General features: G+C 59.1%; 12 protein-coding genes and 1 tRNA gene. 5 read left to right on the top strand and 8 right to left on the bottom strand.

Translation table 11 applies throughout. The features are described 5' to 3' along the window. The first annotated feature begins 91 nt into the window (after positions 1-91). Together NAT23_RS02705 and NAT23_RS02700 are read left to right on the top strand one after the other, a co-directional pair. The gene (locus NAT23_RS02705) at positions 92-1,033 is read left to right on the top strand and encodes an alpha/beta hydrolase (RefSeq protein WP_251925261.1); all 942 of its coding nucleotides are present in this window, start codon (positions 92-94) and stop codon (positions 1,031-1,033) included. A gap of 78 nt (positions 1,034-1,111) precedes the next feature. Then, the gene (locus tag NAT23_RS02700) at positions 1,112-2,188 is read left to right on the top strand and encodes an ABC transporter substrate-binding protein (RefSeq protein WP_251925258.1); all 1,077 of its coding nucleotides are present in this window, start codon (positions 1,112-1,114) and stop codon (positions 2,186-2,188) included. Between the two features lie 4 nt (positions 2,189-2,192). Here the strand turns inward: NAT23_RS02700 and cobO are convergent, their stop codons facing one another. The 4 genes from cobO to ydiJ form a co-directional block, all read right to left on the bottom strand. Beyond that, the gene (gene cobO / locus NAT23_RS02695) at positions 2,193-2,795 is read right to left on the bottom strand and encodes a cob(I)yrinic acid a,c-diamide adenosyltransferase (protein WP_251925256.1); all 603 of its coding nucleotides are present in this window, start codon (positions 2,793-2,795) and stop codon (positions 2,193-2,195) included. Between the two features lie 85 nt (positions 2,796-2,880). Continuing rightward, positions 2,881-4,122, bottom strand: a complete 1,242-nt coding sequence (locus NAT23_RS02690; RefSeq protein ID WP_251925254.1) for a NupC/NupG family nucleoside CNT transporter — start codon at positions 4,120-4,122, stop codon at positions 2,881-2,883. 109 nt (positions 4,123-4,231) lie between these two features. Next, the gene (locus NAT23_RS02685; protein WP_251925252.1) at positions 4,232-6,058 is read right to left on the bottom strand and encodes a cation:proton antiporter; all 1,827 of its coding nucleotides are present in this window, start codon (positions 6,056-6,058) and stop codon (positions 4,232-4,234) included. 72 nt (positions 6,059-6,130) lie between these two features. Continuing rightward, positions 6,131-9,247 carry a D-2-hydroxyglutarate dehydrogenase YdiJ gene (gene ydiJ, locus NAT23_RS02680; RefSeq protein WP_251925242.1) on the bottom strand — a complete coding sequence of 1,039 codons (3,117 nt, stop codon included), beginning with the start codon at positions 9,245-9,247 and terminating at the stop codon, positions 6,131-6,133. Between the two features lie 211 nt (positions 9,248-9,458). Here ydiJ and serS point away from each other — a divergent pair, with 211 nt between their 5' ends. After that, positions 9,459-10,739, top strand: a complete 1,281-nt coding sequence (serS, locus tag NAT23_RS02675; RefSeq protein ID WP_251925240.1) for a serine--tRNA ligase — start codon at positions 9,459-9,461, stop codon at positions 10,737-10,739. Positions 10,740-10,763: 24 nt separating this feature from the next. Next, a complete protein-coding gene (gene cobA / locus NAT23_RS02665) occupies positions 10,764-11,972 on the top strand; it encodes a uroporphyrinogen-III C-methyltransferase (protein ID WP_350028299.1) in 1,209 nt (402 codons plus the stop codon). On the opposite strand, the gene NAT23_RS02660 is transcribed toward cobA, so the two are convergent. From NAT23_RS02660 to NAT23_RS02650, 3 genes are read right to left on the bottom strand one after another with little or no spacing between them, the layout of a single operon-like run. Next, positions 11,952-12,131 (bottom strand): hypothetical protein, encoded by a 180-nt coding sequence (locus tag NAT23_RS02660; protein WP_251925238.1) that lies wholly within the window; start codon positions 12,129-12,131, stop codon positions 11,952-11,954. The two genes, cobA and NAT23_RS02660, sit on opposite strands and share 21 nt — an antisense overlap. Further along, the gene (locus tag NAT23_RS02655; RefSeq protein WP_251925235.1) at positions 12,128-12,346 is read right to left on the bottom strand and encodes a hypothetical protein; all 219 of its coding nucleotides are present in this window, start codon (positions 12,344-12,346) and stop codon (positions 12,128-12,130) included. Before NAT23_RS02655 ends, NAT23_RS02660 begins: the two co-directional genes overlap by 4 nt. A gap of 60 nt (positions 12,347-12,406) precedes the next feature. After that, positions 12,407-12,643 (bottom strand): hypothetical protein, encoded by a 237-nt coding sequence (locus NAT23_RS02650; protein ID WP_251925233.1) that lies wholly within the window; start codon positions 12,641-12,643, stop codon positions 12,407-12,409. A gap of 456 nt (positions 12,644-13,099) precedes the next feature. On the opposite strand from NAT23_RS02650, the gene NAT23_RS02645 reads away from it, so the two are divergent. Then, positions 13,100-15,226, top strand: coding sequence for a PhoX family protein (locus NAT23_RS02645; RefSeq protein ID WP_251925232.1), 2,127 nt, complete (start codon positions 13,100-13,102; stop codon positions 15,224-15,226). A 670-nt stretch (positions 15,227-15,896) separates the two neighbouring features. Here NAT23_RS02645 and NAT23_RS02640 read toward each other — a convergent pair. After that, positions 15,897-15,987, bottom strand: a tRNA-Ser gene (locus NAT23_RS02640). Positions 15,988-16,219: the final 232 nt, after the last annotated feature.

The following is a 16,219-nucleotide window of genomic DNA, read 5'->3' as shown; positions in this document are numbered from 1 at the left end:
AACCACGGCATTGGAGTAGCATAAGAGTACGATGTTGATGAAAACGATAATCGATTACATATTTAAGAAAAAATCGTACAGAGTCTGTGTGTTGGTCATATCGCTCCTGTCAGGGGCTGTCAGTGTCGGCGCCACTCAGGCGCAGGCGGCGTCCAGTGCGAATTCCTCGTCGGCCATGTCGATACCGGACACCACGACGTTTACCCTTCACAACGCATCCGATCAAGCGTATTCGATCATGACGTACGTACCGGATGTAAAGGCACCTTCCGGCGGTTTTCCGGTCATTTATCTGCTTGATGGCAACGCGACCTTTCCGATCGCTATCGAGGCGTTTCGGCTACAGCAGGCCGCGGCCCACGGAGGGCTGCCCGCAGCGGTCATCGTCGGCATCGGGTATCCGCACGCCGACCCCTTCGATATGGTGCGTCGGGCGCACGATTACACGCCCATGCCCGCTCCGGGCGAGCGCACCTCGGTGACGCGTGAGGGGCAACCGGTGGCCTACGGGGGTGCCGAGCGGTTTTATCGCTTCATCGAGCAGACCTTGAAGCCTGCCATCGAGTCCCGTTATCCGATCAATACCCAGCGTCAGGCGCTGTTCGGACACTCCTACGGGGCACTGTTCGCGCTGACCACCCTGTTTCGTCACCCCGATGCCTTTCAGCAGTACATCGCCGCGAGCCCGTCGCTCTGGTGGGGCAATGGCGTCATGGAACAGCTCGAGCAGGCGTTTACCCCCAAGGCGATCGATACGTCCAACCCGGTGCGGGTACTGCTCACCGTGGGTGAGTACGAGCAGGCGCTGTCCCCGTCGGAGCGCAAGGAGGCCAACGCCAGTGAAGTGGCCGCCCGCCGACGCGAACATCAGATGACCAACAACGCCAAAGCGCTCGCTCAGCGCCTCAACATGCTTAATACTAAACGTCTCAGTGCGACCGCGATCGTCTTTCCGCAGGAGTATCACCGTACCGTGCTGCTTGTTGCGTTGAATCGCGCCTTGCACTTCATCTTGTCGCCGGATGCCGGCTAACGCCACAAAACGTTCAGGACATACATGATCATGAGGTATTGCTTTGGCCTGTGCATGGCCGTTTTTTTGGGACTGCTGATGCCTTTAAAGGTATGGGCGTTGGATGTGACCGACGTGACTGGGCGCCATGTATCGCTTGAGGCGCCGGCCAAGCGGGTGATTCTCGGCGAAGGGCGCAACGTCATTGCGCTGTCGCTACTTACACCGCACCCAAGCGATGTGCTGGTAGGCTGGGGCAGTGATTTCAAGCGCTACAAGAATATCTACCGACGATTCACCGAGGCGTTGCCCAAGCTCGACACGATTCCGACCGTAGGCAGTGGGCAGGGCGCGTCAGATCTTTCTGTTGAAAAGATCATCTCCCTGCGCCCGGACGTGGTCATTTTGAGCCGCTCTCAGACGCCGCCGTCGGAAAACACCTTGCTCGAGCGCCAGCTCGAGGCCGCCGGCATCAAGCTGGTCTACGTGGATTTTGCGACCGATCCAGCCCACGATACGCTCAAGAGCCTTCAGATCATGGCCAAGCTGATCGGTCGTGACGCCGCCTATGAGCGGTTTGCCACGTTCTACCGCGCCAAGCGACAGGAGGTCGCGACACTTGCGGAAGGCATCGATTCATCCACCCCTAAGCCGCTGGTCTTTTTAGAGGCTCACGCCGCGGGCATGCATGCCTGCTGTTACTCACCGGGCGATGGCAGCTTTCAAGGGTTTATTGACCTGGTGGGTGGCGAGAACCTGGGAGGGCGGACCCTCAAGGGCAAAAGTGGCCTGCTGACGCCTGAGTATATTCTCACAAGCCAGCCCGACATCTATATCGCCACCGGCGGCTCCTATTTAGAAGGTACGCCCGGCATGGTGCTTGGTCCGTTCGAGCCGGTTGAGAAAGCGCGCGCCTCGCTCAAGCGCGTGACCAGCCGAGAGGCGATCGCTCAGTTGGCGGCAGTCAAGCATCACCGTGTCTATGGTCTTTATCACCACTTGATCAATACGCCATACAACATTGTTGTCCTCGAGCTTCTGGCCAAATGGATCCATCCGGACGTGTTTAGCGCGCTCGATCCCAAGGCGACGCTTGACGCCATCAATCAGCGTTTTGCGGCAGTGCCGCTGACGGGCAGTCTCTGGATCGATGATACAAACGACACGGGCGCGTAAGCGCTTAGTAGTCGATTCCCCGGCGGGCCTTCAGTCCATGATTGAAGGCGTGCCGGGTTTCCTGCATGTCGGTGATGGTGTCGGCCACGCTCATTAAATCGCGGTGGGCATTGCGCCCGGTAACGATTACCGTTTGCTCCCTAGGCCGATGGGCCAGTGCCTCCAGAACTACATCAATTTCCAGATAGCCGAACTTGAGCATGTACGTGATCTCATCGAGCACGACCAGGTACATGCTGGTATCCGAAAGCATCGCCTCGGCCTGCTGCCAGACCGATTGACATGCGGCGCGATCAGCGTCGCGGTCCTGTGTATCCCAGGTGAATCCGGTGGCCATGGTCACTACCTGCAGGTTTGAATCCTCCTCGAGGCGGTTGCGCTCACCGCACTCCCATGTGCCCTTTATGAACTGAACCACCCCGCAGGTATAGCCATAGCCAAGCGCTCGAGTCACCGTGCCCCAGGCGGCGGTGGTCTTGCCCTTGCCATTGCCCGTGTTTATAAGAATCTGGCCCCGCTCTTCATCGGCGGACGCGACACGTTCATCGACGCGCGCCTTCAGTTTTTCCATCGCGCGTTTATGGCGGTGGTTTCGTTCATCACTCATGACGATCTCTCCTTGAACGACGTCGGGCCCTGATTGACATCAGGGCCCGACGTGCACGTGGTTGACGGTAAACGCGGCCTGGGTGTTACAAGGACAAAAACAGTCCGGCAAGCGAGGCGCTCATCAGGTTTGAAAGCGTCCCCGCCATGACGGCTTTTATCCCAAGACGCGCGATGTCCCCTCGGCGGTCGGGCGCCATGACGCCAAGCCCGCCCATCAGGATGGCAATGGAGGATAGATTGGCAAACCCGCACAGCGCAAAGGTTACGATCGCCTTGCTGTGGTCGGACAGCGCCGTACCGATGTCGGTGAAATTGGCAAAGGCCACAAACTCGTTGAGGATGATCTTTTGACCAATAAAGCTGCCCGCCGTGACGGCTTCATGCCAAGGCACCCCGATCAGGAAGGCAAGCGGGGCAAAGCAGTATCCGAGAATCTGTTGAAGCGTTAGGTTCTCGAAGCCGAACCAGCCGCCGATGCCGCCAAGCAGGATGTTGGCCAGCGCGATCAGGCCCACGAACGCCAATAGCATGGCGCCGACGTTGAGCGCGAGCTGTAGGCCGGCACTGGCGCCTTCGGCGGCGGCATCGATCACATTGGCGGCGTCATCCTCCATCTTGCCGTCGAGGTTTTCCAGATCCTGTTTGGGCGTTTCGGTTTCGGGAATGATCAACTTGGCCATCAAGAGACCGCCCGGTGCGGCCATGAACGAGGCGGCAATCAGGTAGTTTAGATCGACCCCCATGGCCGCGTACCCACCCAGTACTGAGCCGGCGACACTTGCAAGGCCACCACACATGACCGCAAACAGCTCCGAGCGGGTCATGTTGTTGACGAACGGCCGAACGACCAGTGGCGCCTCGGTCTGACCGACGAAAATGTTCGCTGCCGCCGACAGCGACTCCGGCCGGCTGGTGCCAAGCACTTTCTGCAGGAATCCGCCGAGAATCATGATGATCCAGCGCATGACGCCCAGGTAGTAAAGCACGGCAATCAGGGAAGAGAAGAAGACAATAAAAGGCAGTACACGGAAGGCGAAGATGAAGCCGCCGCCGCCGAAAAGCTCGAACATCTTGTCCGAGACCAAGCCGCCGAAGACGAACTCGATGCCGGCCTGGCTTGCGTCCATTACGTTTTGAACGCCATTGGACATCGCCAGCAGCACGGTCTTGCCGGCAGGTGTATAGAGTACGAACATGCCAAGGCCTGCCTGAATGGCAAACGCGCCCAGAACGGTTCGATATTTGATGGCCTTGCGGTTTTCGCACAATGCAAAGGCGATGACCAGTACGGTAATGACACCGACTAGGCCCATGATGACGCCCATAGCGTTTCTCCACAGCTGTTGTTAGTTGTTGGTGTGGTAAATGCTGTCGGCCTCGACAGCATTTACGTACCTTACTCGACGCGTCGCGTGTCTGGCGAGCACTGTCTCTCTACACGGTCTCTGAGGGTTTGCGGCGCTCCATTTCCGGCGAGTCCGGCAGGATCAGGCTCACGAGTCGATCACCGGCCTTAGGCGCGAGCGCTGAACCGGCTTGCGCGACCCGCAGCTTGCCTTGGGCCGACAGCACGAACAGCGGTATCAGCCGGCCGCCATGGGCGGCTTCGTAGTCGGCCATGCTGAAGGTGTCGGTGATGCTTGCCGTTCGCACTTCGCCGCCGTGGGCGATAAGGCTTGCAAGCTTTGCGTAGGACGCTTCCTGATCGAACAGTAGCGGCAGGTGCCCGAGCGCCTTGTCCTGCTGGCGCTTGGCCTGCTTGCCGGTGTCTTCGGACAATCGAAACACGTTGCCATGGCCCAGAATGTGCTCGAAGTGAAGCCCGGCCAGGTTATTGAGTTCACGGTAGGGCGAGAGCGGCAGCAATCGGCCGATGCCGGTCAATTCCAGATGCTGAATGGCGTGCTCCGATAACGGATTGCCGTAATAGACCGGGAGTCCCGCCATGCGCGCCTCCTGCACTGCGTCCCAGCTTGTGTCGGTCAGGCGAACGGTAAAGCCGAGATCGACCAGCACGCGTGCAATGGCGCGCGCGACCGGGTTGGCACCGAGGATCAAAAACCCGGTGGGGGGCGGCTCGCTGACCTTGAGCAGACGAACGATGGGCTGAGACAAAAGGCTTTGAATGACCACGGTGCCGATGATGACAAGAAACGTGATCGGCACCAGCGTTTCGGCGCCGTCCACACCGGCCTTTTCAAGCTTGATCGCAAACAGCGAGGCCACGGCGGCGGCAACGATCCCGCGTGGCGATAACCACGCAAGGAGCGCTTTCTCACGCCAGTTGAGACCGCTTCCAATCGTGCAGACCCAGACCGACAGCGGCCGGGCCACCCACATCAAAATCGCGAGCATCAGCCAGTAGGGCCACGTCAGCGCCATGAGCTGTTCGGATGAAATGCGGGCGGCAAGGAGGATGAAAAGTCCCGAGATCAAAAGAACCGAGAGGGTTTCCTTGAACTCGATGATCGGTGCGGTAGGGACACCGCGCATGTTGGCAAGCCAGATGCCGAGCACGGTCACCGTCAAAAGCCCAGACTCTTCGAACAGGGTGTTCGAGGCCGCGAACAGCGCAAGCATCACCATCAGGGTGCCGAAACTGTGAAGTTTCTGCGGCAGCCAGTAATTGCGAAGGACACGCCCCCAGATATAGCCACCGACGCCGCCGACGCCGAAACCGAGCCCGATCGTTTTCGCAAAGAGAAGCAGCGTGTGCGAGGCGGCGCCGTTATCCTGGCCGATCGCGACAAACTCATACACCAAAACCGCAAGCAGGGCACCGATCGGGTCGATCAGGATGCCTTCCCAGCGAAGAATCTGAGTCAGGTTTCCCTTGGCGCGCAGCGTTTGTAGAAGCGGGGTGACGACGGTCGGTCCGGTCACGACCAGCACGGCACCGGCCACCGCCGCGATTTGCCATGACACGCCCAAAAGCCAGTGCGCGGCGGCGGTGCCGATCAGGCCCGTCACCAGCACCCCCCAGGTGACCAGCCGGCTCACGGTATGGCCGTGGCCTCGAAGGTCCTTGTAGTCAAGGGTCAGACTGCCCTCGAACAGGATGACCGCCACTGACAGCGACACCAGCGGAAACAGCAGGTCACCCAGAAGTTCATCAGGTTTTAATACACCGCTGGCGGGCCCGATCAGAAGGCCGGCAATCAAAAGGGGGAGGATGGCCGGCAGGCGCATCTTCCAGGCAACCCACTGGCACACCAGTGCCAGGAGTCCGATCAGGGACAGATAGAGTGCAGCATGTTCCATTCAAGGACCCTGGCGAGTGATGGCTGAATTGCAAGGATGGCTGACGCGTAAAAACGCGCAAGCCTATCCGGCTTACGCATCGGAGGCAATGGATTGATCCATCGAAGCGTCGGTGCGGACTTCGGCACGCGCCACAAGCCTTAAAAGCGCCTGCAGCGGGTGGTCGAGCGTGGTGTTCGAAAACCGTTTGACCTGGCTTCGACACGAGTAGCCGGTGGCCAGTAGCCTGTCGGGCGCGTCGGTCTCGACCAGAGGCCGCCAGGAAAGGTCGTAGACGGTCTCGGAAGTGGCCTTGTGGGCGGTTTCATGGCCGTAGGTGCCGGACATGCCGCAACACCCGGTCGGCACCAGCTCAAGGGGGACGCCGAACGCTTTGAAGACTGCCTGCCAGCCGCTGGCACTGCCGGCGGCAGTGGTGCGTTCGGTGCAGTGGCTCAAAAGCTTGAACGTCGGCGCATCGAGATTTAAACGCTTGAACCGCGGTGCAAGTGTCTGTAGCCATTCCTGGAGCAGAAGCACGTCCGGCACTGCATCGGGGCCGAGCGCCTTAACGTATTCCTGACGATAGGTCAGGGTCATGGCCGGGTCGATGCCCACCAGCGGCACGTCAAAGTCGGCCAGCGCGTTCAAATGGGCCGCATTGGTCCGCGCCGTGGCTTCAAAGCGGCCCAGTTGCCCCATGACCTGAGACGGTTTGCCATTGGGCCTGAACGGGGCGACCAATACGTGCAGATCGAGCTTTTGCAGCAGTGTCACGGTATCGCGGACAACGTGACTGTCGAAATAACGAGTGAACGCATCCTGCACAAGGATCACGCTTCGAGCGCGCTGCGCTGGGCTTAGTCGTGCCAGCGTGATCGGCGTGGCCTGTGGAACGCCCCATTGTGCAAAGACCTTGTCAAGCGGCGCCCGATCAATGGTCGGGGTATCGACAAGACCGAGGCGCTTGAACAGTTCTCGACCGGGCGTGCTTTTGATGAGCGAGTTGTAGACCGGCGCAGCCTTCGCCGCCAGTGGCAGCATGGCCTCCAGATAACCGACCAGATAATCCTTCAGGACGCGGCCATGGCGCTGTGCGTAGATCGAGAGAAACTGGCTTTTGAAATCCGGTACGTCGACCTTGATCGGACACTGACCGGCGCAGGACTTGCACGATAGGCAGCCTGCCATCGCATCAAACACCTCATGATCGAACGACGTATCACCAGCGCGAGGCGTTGAGTTCGACACCTGGGCCTTGAGCCGTTGCGAAAGCGCCCTCCAGGGCGACAGGGTTTTTGCCGTGCCGGCCTCGGCAAGCACGTCGCGGCCGGCGGCTTCTTCCCGGCGTAGCCACTCCTTGAACAGCATCGCCCGGCCCTTGGGGGAGTGACGGCGGTCACGGGTCGCCTTCCAGCTTGGGCACATGGCGTCGTTCGGATCGTAGTTGAAGCAGGCGCCGTTGCCGTTGCAGTACACCGCGCTTGAGTAGTGACGCCATACCTGCTCGTCGATGGGCCGATCCAGTTCGCCGCGAAAGGTAACTCCGTCCACCTCGAGCAGCGTCTCCATGGACTCAAACGGTGTGGCGATCTTGCCGGGGTTCAACTGGTTATCGGGGTCGAAGGCGCCCTTGATGCGTTGAAGCAGCGGATAGAGTTCGCCGAAAAAGTCCGGCGTGTAGGCCGAGCGGATGCCCTTGCCATGCTCGCCCCATAGAAGGCCACCGTATTTCTGAGTGAGCTCAGCCACCTGGTCTGAGATCGGGCGGATCAGGGCTGCCTGCGCCGGGTCGCGCATGTCGAGCGCCGGGCGAACGTGGAGTACGCCGGCATCCACGTGTCCGAACATTCCATACTGTAGCCCGTACCCATCGAGCAGATCCCGAAACTCCTGAATGTAGTCGGCCAGACGCTCCGGCGGCACGGCCGTATCTTCCACGAACGGAAGCGGGCGGCGTTCACCTCGGGCGTTACCCAGAAGGCCCACCGCACGCTTTCGCATGGCATATACCCTTTGAATCGACGCGCGTCCGCGGGCGATGGTATGCCCCAGACGTGGGGTGGCTGTATCGGCGGTCAGCGCGTCAAGAAACGCCGTGATCCTATCCTCGAGGGCCTGTTCAGTGTCGGCATTGAATTCGACCAGATTGATGCCGCGGGTGCTTGGCACCTGGCCTGTGGCATCGGCCGGGTTGGCCGGGAAGAAATCGGCGACGCCTTCCCAGACGTAGTCGTCCATGGCCAGCAGCAGCACTTTTTCATCGACGGTTTCGATCGACGTTGGCGCATGGGCCATCAATGAGGTGGCATCTCTGAGCGCATCCATGAAACCTTCGTAGCGCACGTTAACGAGCGCGCTATGCGCCGGTATCGGCAATACGTTCAGGGTCGCCTCGACCAAAATCCCGAGCGAGCCTTCCGAGCCGCAGAGCACGCTGTTGAGATCGAGCTGGCGCTTGTCGTTTCGAAGGTGCGGCAGGTCATAGCCGGTCAGGCATCGATTGAGCGGCGGAAACCCATCGAGGATCGCCTGCTCGTTGTCGTCGAACAGCGCGCTCACCGTGCGGTGAAGGTTACCGCTTCGGGTCTGGCTCGCGCTCAGGGTCTCAAGCGCCTCATCGGTCAACGCCGTGGTTTCAAGCGTCTCGCCACCGATCAGCACCGTCTTGAGGCCCAATACATGATCGCGGGTCTTGCCGTACTCGCAGCTGCCCTGGCCGCTTGCATCGGTATTGATCATGCCGCCAAGCGTTGCCCGGTTTGACGTCGACAGTTCCGGGGCGAAAAAAAGCCCGTGGGGCTTCAGTGCCGCATTGAGCTGATCCTTGACGACGCCGGGCTCGACGATGACACGCCGTGTGTCGGGGTCGATGTCAATGATGCGGTTCATGTAGCGGCTGACATCGACCACCAACCCGTCGGTCAGTGACTGGCCGTTGGTGCCGGTGCCGCCTCCGCGTGGTGTGAGTGTGACGGCCTTGAAGCGCGCCTCGCCCGCAAGCCGGGCGATCAGGGCAACGTCTTTCGCGTGGCGCGGAAACAGTGCGGCCTGCGGGACGCGCTCGTAAATGGAGTTGTCGGTGGCAAGCACGGTGCGGTCGGCGTCGCTTGATGCGATGTCGCCCTCGAAGCCGCGGTGGTCGAGCTCACTCAAGAAAGCGATATAGAGATCCTGATGCGGGATCGAAGGTTCCTGCGAATGCGTCATGGGTATAAATCGATGGTTATGAAGGCGATCCTGCTAGTTTAGGGGGTGGCCGCATGGACTTCGACCCCTTCATCGATATCGATGATGCTGCTCATAAGCGACGCTTTGTTTCACACATGGAGCTTGGCGGCGCTTTTCCATACAATGGCCCGACTTGCGGTGCATGATCCACCGCCATCCAGACGTACTGATTTAAGGAAGTGATTACCCCATGCTTGATCCTAAAGGGCTTCGAAGCGATCTCGACGCGGTTGCCAAGCGGTTGGCCAAACGCGGGTTCGAACTGGATACAGCGGAATTCGAGACGCTTGAGCAAACGCGGCGTGAGCTTCAAGGCCGCACCGAGGAGCTTCAAAACGAGCGCAATACCCGTTCGAAAGCGATCGGCCAGGCCAAGGGCCGGGGCGAGGACATCGAGCCGCTTCTGGCCGAGGTCAGCGATCTGGGCGAGCGGCTGGAGTCGGCCAAGGCCGAGCTCGCCACGGTGCAGGAGCGCTTCGAAACGCTGGTATCGGGCATTCCCAACCTGCCGCATGAAAGCGTGCCTGAAGGCGCGTCCGAAGACGACAACGTCGAGCTTCACCGCTGGGGTACGCCGAAAGCCTTCGATTTTACTCCAAAGGATCATACCGACCTTGGCGCATTACACGGCGAGCTCGATTTTGAGCTGGCGGCCAAGCTGACCGGCTCACGCTTTGCCGTCATGCGCCGGGGCGTAGCGCGGCTTCATCGCGCACTCGTGCAGTTCATGCTCGATACCCAGACCCTCGAGCACGGCTATGAAGAGGCGTACGTGCCGTACATGGTCAACAAGGACAGCCTGTTTGGAACAGGGCAGCTGCCCAAGTTCGGCGAGGATCTGTTCAAGCTCGAGGGCGACGCCGAGTACTACTTGATTCCGACTGCTGAAGTGACCCTGACCAACTTCGTACGCGACGAAATTGTCGATGAGGCGGCGCTTCCGCTCAAGCTGACGGCGCATACGCCGTGTTTTCGAAGCGAAGCCGGTGCTTACGGACGCGATACGCGCGGCATGATTCGTCAGCACCAGTTCGACAAGGTCGAAATGGTTCAGATCGTACACCCCGACCGCTCCTACGAAGCCCTTGAGGAAATGCGCGGCCACGCCGAGGCGATTCTCAAGGCGCTGGGATTGCCGTTCCGTGCGGTGACGCTGTGTACCGGTGACATGGGCTTCGGTGCGGCCAAGACCTACGACCTCGAGGTCTGGCTGCCGAGTCAGGACACCTACCGTGAGATTTCCTCCATTTCCAACTGTGAGGATTTCCAGGCCCGCCGCATGCAGGCCCGTTTCCGAATGAAGGATCAGAAGAAGCCTCAGCTCGTGCATACCCTCAACGGGTCGGGCCTGGCCGTGGGCCGCTGCCTGGTCGCGATCCTTGAAAACTATCAGCGTGAAGACGGCTCGATCGAGGTGCCTGAGGTCCTTAAGCCCTACATGGGTGGTCGCGACAGCATCAATGCAGGCTAGGGCGATCGAGGCAGGGAGCGCGTCATGGACGTATTGACGGTACATTACCGCCCGGACCGATTGCACCTGTGCCTGATTGGCGGGGGCGCAAGCGCACTGACGCTTGCCGAGCAGTGGCCGGGTCTCGGCCTTCGGGTCACGGTTTATTCACGTGCGCTTTCGAGTTCGCTTGAGGCGCTGATCGAACGGGAAGGCTGGGCGCACCAGGAGCAGCGCCCGGCTCCGGCGCCTGGCGTGATCTGGGTGGTGGCCACCGACGATGAGCACGTTGATCAGGCGTGTCTGCGCGAGGCGCTCGACGCCGATGTGCCCGTATACGCCCCGCGCTTTCCCGAGCAATCAAGCGTGCATTTGCCCGGACGTCACGTGCAGGGCCGCGCCATCAAGCCGCGTGGCGGCCCGGGCCACGTCACGCTGGTCGGGGCCGGGCCGGGTGACCCGGGGCTTTTGACGCTCAAGGCCGTGGACGCGCTTGAGGCTGCTGACATGGTGGTCCATGACCGCCTGGTCTCTCGCGAGATCCTGTCGATGATTCGCCCTGAGGCCCAGCGTTTCTATGTCGGCAAGGCGCGTTCTGACCACAGCGTGCCCCAGGAGGATATCAATCGCTCTCTGGCGGAGTGGGCCAAGGCCGGCTATCGCGTGGTTCGGCTCAAGGGGGGAGACCCGTTCGTGTTCGGCCGTGGTGGTGAGGAACTCGAAGAGCTTGCAAACCATGGTGTGTCGTTTGAGGTGGTACCTGGCATCACGGCCGCTATCGGTGTGTCGTCCTATTCAGGCATCCCATTGACCCATCGTGATCATGCCCAGTCCGTGCGCTTCATTACGGGGCATCTCAAAAACGGCAGCTGCGATCTCGACTGGCCAACCCTTGCGCAGCCTGGCCAGACTCTGGTGTTTTATATGGGGCTTGGGACACTGGGTGTGATCTGCGATCAACTGGTCGCGCATGGCGCGCCAGCCGAGCGGCCGGTAGCGCTGGTTGAGCAGGGCACCACGGCGCGCCAGCAGGTTCATGTTGGCACGCTTGGTACCATGGCCGCGTGTGCAGACAATCTTGATATTGCGCCGCCGACTCTGATCATCGTAGGCGATGTGGTGTCCTTGCATGAGAAGCTGCATTGGTTCGACCCCAACGGCTCATCGAGTCTTGGCTGGCGTCACGGCAAGCACCCAACGCCTGAGGCCGCAGTGTTGGAACAGGGTGATCTGTCAGAGAAGGGTGAAGGGTAGAGCATTGGTAAGCGCCATGACCGCAAGGCAAAGAAGGATCGGTGAAAACAGGCCGAAGGCGACCATGGCAAGAAGCTTGATGTCTTCCCACAGCACGATCTGGCGATAGTGGGAGTTGGTAATTTCACGTCGAGCCCGGCGGCGGAACCGTCGACTCATGTCATGGCCTGCATTTGGGCCTGAATCAATGAATCGATCAAATAGTCATCGGGCATATCAGGATGTGTTGCGCGCAAAATGATGAATGCGGTCCGATGGGCTGACTCGAATTGGTGCCAGGCGTGTTGCGGCGTGTGTTCGAACTGATCGAGCCAATTCGATAGCCAGCTCTGACATGGGGTAAATTGCTCGGTGTAGTAGGGTTCTGTAATCATGATAGCCCCTCCGGCAAGAAAGGTAGCGCAGCCTTCGCCGCGCTGGTGAGCCGCGTCTGTTCACGCCGCTCGATGCATCGGTTTGCGTCTTTGCCGCTCGGCAAGTTCTGCGCTCAGCAATAGCTCTTCTGCAACGAATCGGAACTCTTTTACCGTACAGATCGGGTGCCCATTGGCGCAATAGAGCCACTGGTCATCACGGGTTCGACTAGAAAGTTTTGGCCATTCGAGCGTGCAGCCACACTGGGGACAGTTGGGCGAGGTCATTGGCGTATCATCCTCAAAATGCGCATCCATGCGCGTATTCAGTTCGTCAGTGAACGGGACACTATAATTATACATTTATTTTACGGTTTTTGTACACTTCATGTGTGCACGTCCTGTGCGGGCTGTATGCCGTCCAGGCGCAAATGATTTAATCAGCGCTTGATGACACCTCAATGACGGGTCGGCAGTTAAAACGATGAAATTATCGCGCATGCCATGAAACTTTTAAGCACCCTGCCTGTCCATGTAGTGCCTCCGTAGTGGAAAGCGGTGAACGCGAACGTCGCGTCGTTTTTCCCGCTGTCTTCTACGGCAGCATTCCCTGCGTACTTGCGCTCGACCTTTTGGGTCGGGCGTTTTTTTTGTGCCTGATTTTTGTAGGTGGTGTTTGCAAGGGCACCTCGGATGAGGTGGCCGTCATGGTTTTGTCATTTGGTGCATTTAGTCTGCCTTCGCCTTAAACAAATATATTAAGGAGTCTGGCCGGTGAGCAGTGAAATTGAAAACCATGATGAATTGAATCCTTCCTCGAACACGCCGTTTTCGACCGTCTTGGACAGGCATCTCTCCAGACGAAAGATCATGCAGGGCGGGCTCGGTATGGCCTGCGCCTCCATGTTTGCAGGGTTTGGTCTGCCTGGCGCCATCAAACACGCCATGGCCAATACGGCGAAGGCGCCTACCTTTACCCTTGGGTTCGAGTCCATTGCCGGCGCCATGACCGATGGCGTCGTGGTTCCCCCGGGCTACACCGCCCAGGTGCTGGTGCCTTGGGGTAGCTCGTTGAGCGCGAGCGGCCAACAGTGGTCTCAGACGCTTGAGCTCACGCCCGAGTTTCAGGCCAATGCCATGGGGATGCATCACGATGGCATGTACCACTTTCCCTTGAGTATCGATAAGGCCTCGAGTGATTTTCTGCTGGCGATCAATCACGAGTACATCGACCAGTCAGCGTTATGGTCCCCGAAAGGCGGGCCGACGCATCAGGATGAGGGCGCGCGTCCGGCCGACGAAGTTCGTACTGAAATCAACGCTCATGGCGTCTGCGTAGTGCGTATTTCAAAAAACGCCGAGGGCCACTGGCACATGGTGAAAGACGACGCACACAACAAACGCTACACCTCGGCCACGCCAATGGTGCTTGCGGGCCCTGTTCGAGGCAGCGAGTACGTAAAGACCGCCTGGTCGCCTGACGGTACTCGCGTCCGGGGCACCAATAATAACTGCGCCAGTGGCTATACGCCCTGGGGCACGTATTTGACTTGCGAAGAGAATTGGCCGGAAGTGTTCATCAACACCGGCGAGATGACGGACGATCAACGTCGCCTTGGACTCCGTGACGATCGCGGCCGTTACGCCTGGGAAACCGCCACCGGCGGCGCGCAGGGTGAGTTCGAGCGCTTCAACAACACCCCCAGCGGTGACTCGGCGCTTCAGGATTACCGAAACGAGGCCCGCGGCTTTGGTTACGTGGTCGAAATCGATCCTTACGCCCCCAGCAGCAGCGCCCACAAACGTACCGCCTTAGGTCGTTTTCGGCACGAAGGATGCTGGCCGGGCAAGGTGGTCGAGGGCGAGCCATTGACGTTCTATACCGGCCACGATTCCCGCAATGAATACATCTACAAGTTCGTTTCCAAAAAGCGCTGGCGTGCTCAGGATGCCAATCGCCCCGGCGAGCGGTATGACCGTCAGGCCATTGGCGACAGCTACATGAATGAGGGAACGCTTTATGTCGCCCGATTCGATGCCGACGGTCGTGGCGAGTGGCTTGCCTTGACGCCAGACAGCACGATTCCCGGCGGTGGCCCCAAGGGTGAGCGCACGCTCGGTGACGTCTTCGGCGACCAGGCCGGCATCATCATCAACACCTGTGACGCCGCCGACCTGATGGGGGCGACGCCGATGGACCGCCCGGAGTGGGGAACCGTCGACCCCGGCACTGGCGATGTGTTCATGTCATTGACCAATAACTCGAAACGTACCGCTCACGGCACCGACCCTGAGTACACTGAGTCAGGTGCGTCTGCAGAGGCTTTGGGCGTGGGGTACAAGACCGCGCCGGTCAATGCCTCAAACCCGCGTCCCGACAATGAATACGGTCAAGTGCTGCGCTGGCGAGAAGGCACCTCGGCAGCAGAGTTCACCTGGGAAGTGTTCCTGTTCGGGAGCGCCGCTGATGCAAGCCCCGCCGTCAACCGCTCAGGGCTGACCGACGCCAACCAGTTCGCAAGCCCTGATGGGCTCTGGTTCGATCAGCGCAGTGATGACGGCGCCGGCATCCTTTGGATCGAAACCGATAACGGCATTGATAAAGGGCGTACCAACGCGGTGGCCGAGGCGACCAACGATCAGGTGCTGGCCTGTATCCCGGGGGCGCTGGGAGAGGGGTATACCGACCTCAAGCGCTTTGCGGTCGGGCCAAACGCTTGTGAAATAACTGGGATCTTTGCAACCCCTGACCGCACGGCGCTTTTTGTCAATATTCAGCATCCGGGTAATTGGCCGGTGCCGGGCTCTAGTGATGCGACCGCCATCGCCAGTGGTCAGGTTCGTCCTCGAGCGGCAACCGTCGTAATTCAAAAGAGCGATGGTGGCAAGGTCGGTGTATAGACATCGGCTTCTGTGTTTCAAACCAAACCGCCTTCGGGCGGTTTTTTTATGTTCGAAAAAAGCGTTTATACGAGGGTGACGCGCACATCAGTACATTAATATTTAGAGTAATGAGATAAAATTTAAAACATTATTTAACAAATAGAATAATTTTTCGCCGCCGGGACTCGCTTATTCAATGGAAAAAAGATACCTACGCCTGCGGGTGCCATCAATCTGTTGGTTTAAAGGGCATACCTGGCAATTGGAGCCTCCTTATCAAGAGCGCGTGTGTTGTCAGTGTGGCCGACTGGAAGTCGCAACCGGTTTTGACCCCGCCGGCCGTGCGCTCGAATGGAAGGTTATGTTCGTACCGAATTGGAAGTAGATGCTAAGTAGAGTTAGAGTTTCTTCTTTCTCGAGACCGATCGGTTTACAAATCGTGCAAAAGACTATCAATTCAAGCATTTAATCGATAAAGAAACACGGTGGTCTGCCGTAAATTAAAAAAGCAGGACGTACGCCGTGTCTTGCTTTTACGTGCTTTGGCCGCTTACCCCCTCGAGTGAGCGGCTTTTTTCATAAGCGCTTTTCGTGCGCGGTTGACTTGCTTTTATCAGAGGCAGTCATTGACGAACAAACAAAAAAGCCCCGACACCTGAGGTAAGGCGTCGGGGCTTTTTCATGAAACTGGCGGAGGGACAGGGATTCGAACCCTGGAAGGGCTATAAACCCTTGCCGGTTTTCAAGACCGGTGCATTCAACCGCTCTGCCATCCCTCCAGATGCGGGTGCGTAAACTAACACGCTATACCGCTCTGCGCAATCGCTGGCTTGGGTAATGTGAATTCATTCGAGAATGCGCACCGAGTCTTGCCGTTGATGAAATTGACCAGGTCGAACGGGCAGGTCGTAATCCGCCCAAGCCTTTAGAGGAAATGACCGTTGTATTAGGTCGTCTGCGCCGTCGTCCGGTACAGGATTTCATTGATGCCAACTTCTTCAGATTGGCCGG

It is taken from the genome of Larsenimonas salina (assembly GCF_023736155.1).
GTDB classification, from domain to species: Bacteria; Pseudomonadota; Gammaproteobacteria; order Pseudomonadales; family Halomonadaceae; genus Larsenimonas; species Larsenimonas salina.
This window is presented reverse-complemented; position numbering and strand designations above follow the sequence as displayed.

Excerpts from the sequence above, each read along its gene's own strand:
- NAT23_RS02700 (WP_251925258.1), top strand. The coding sequence starts at position 1,112 with ATGCCTTTAAAGGTATGGGCGTTGGATGTGACCGACGTGACTGGGCGC.
- cobO (WP_251925256.1), bottom strand. The coding sequence starts at position 2,795 with ATGAGTGATGAACGAAACCACCGCCATAAACGCGCGATGGAAAAACTG.
- NAT23_RS02690 (WP_251925254.1), bottom strand. The coding sequence starts at position 4,122 with ATGGGCGTCATCATGGGCCTAGTCGGTGTCATTACCGTACTGGTCATC.
- NAT23_RS02685 (WP_251925252.1), bottom strand. The coding sequence starts at position 6,058 with ATGGAACATGCTGCACTCTATCTGTCCCTGATCGGACTCCTGGCACTG.
- ydiJ (WP_251925242.1), bottom strand. The coding sequence starts at position 9,247 with ATGACGCATTCGCAGGAACCTTCGATCCCGCATCAGGATCTCTATATC.
- serS (WP_251925240.1), top strand. The coding sequence starts at position 9,459 with ATGCTTGATCCTAAAGGGCTTCGAAGCGATCTCGACGCGGTTGCCAAG.
- cobA (WP_350028299.1), top strand. The coding sequence starts at position 10,764 with ATGGACGTATTGACGGTACATTACCGCCCGGACCGATTGCACCTGTGC.
- NAT23_RS02660 (WP_251925238.1), bottom strand. The coding sequence starts at position 12,131 with ATGAGTCGACGGTTCCGCCGCCGGGCTCGACGTGAAATTACCAACTCC.
- NAT23_RS02655 (WP_251925235.1), bottom strand. The coding sequence starts at position 12,346 with ATGATTACAGAACCCTACTACACCGAGCAATTTACCCCATGTCAGAGC.
- NAT23_RS02650 (WP_251925233.1), bottom strand. The coding sequence starts at position 12,643 with ATGGATGCGCATTTTGAGGATGATACGCCAATGACCTCGCCCAACTGT.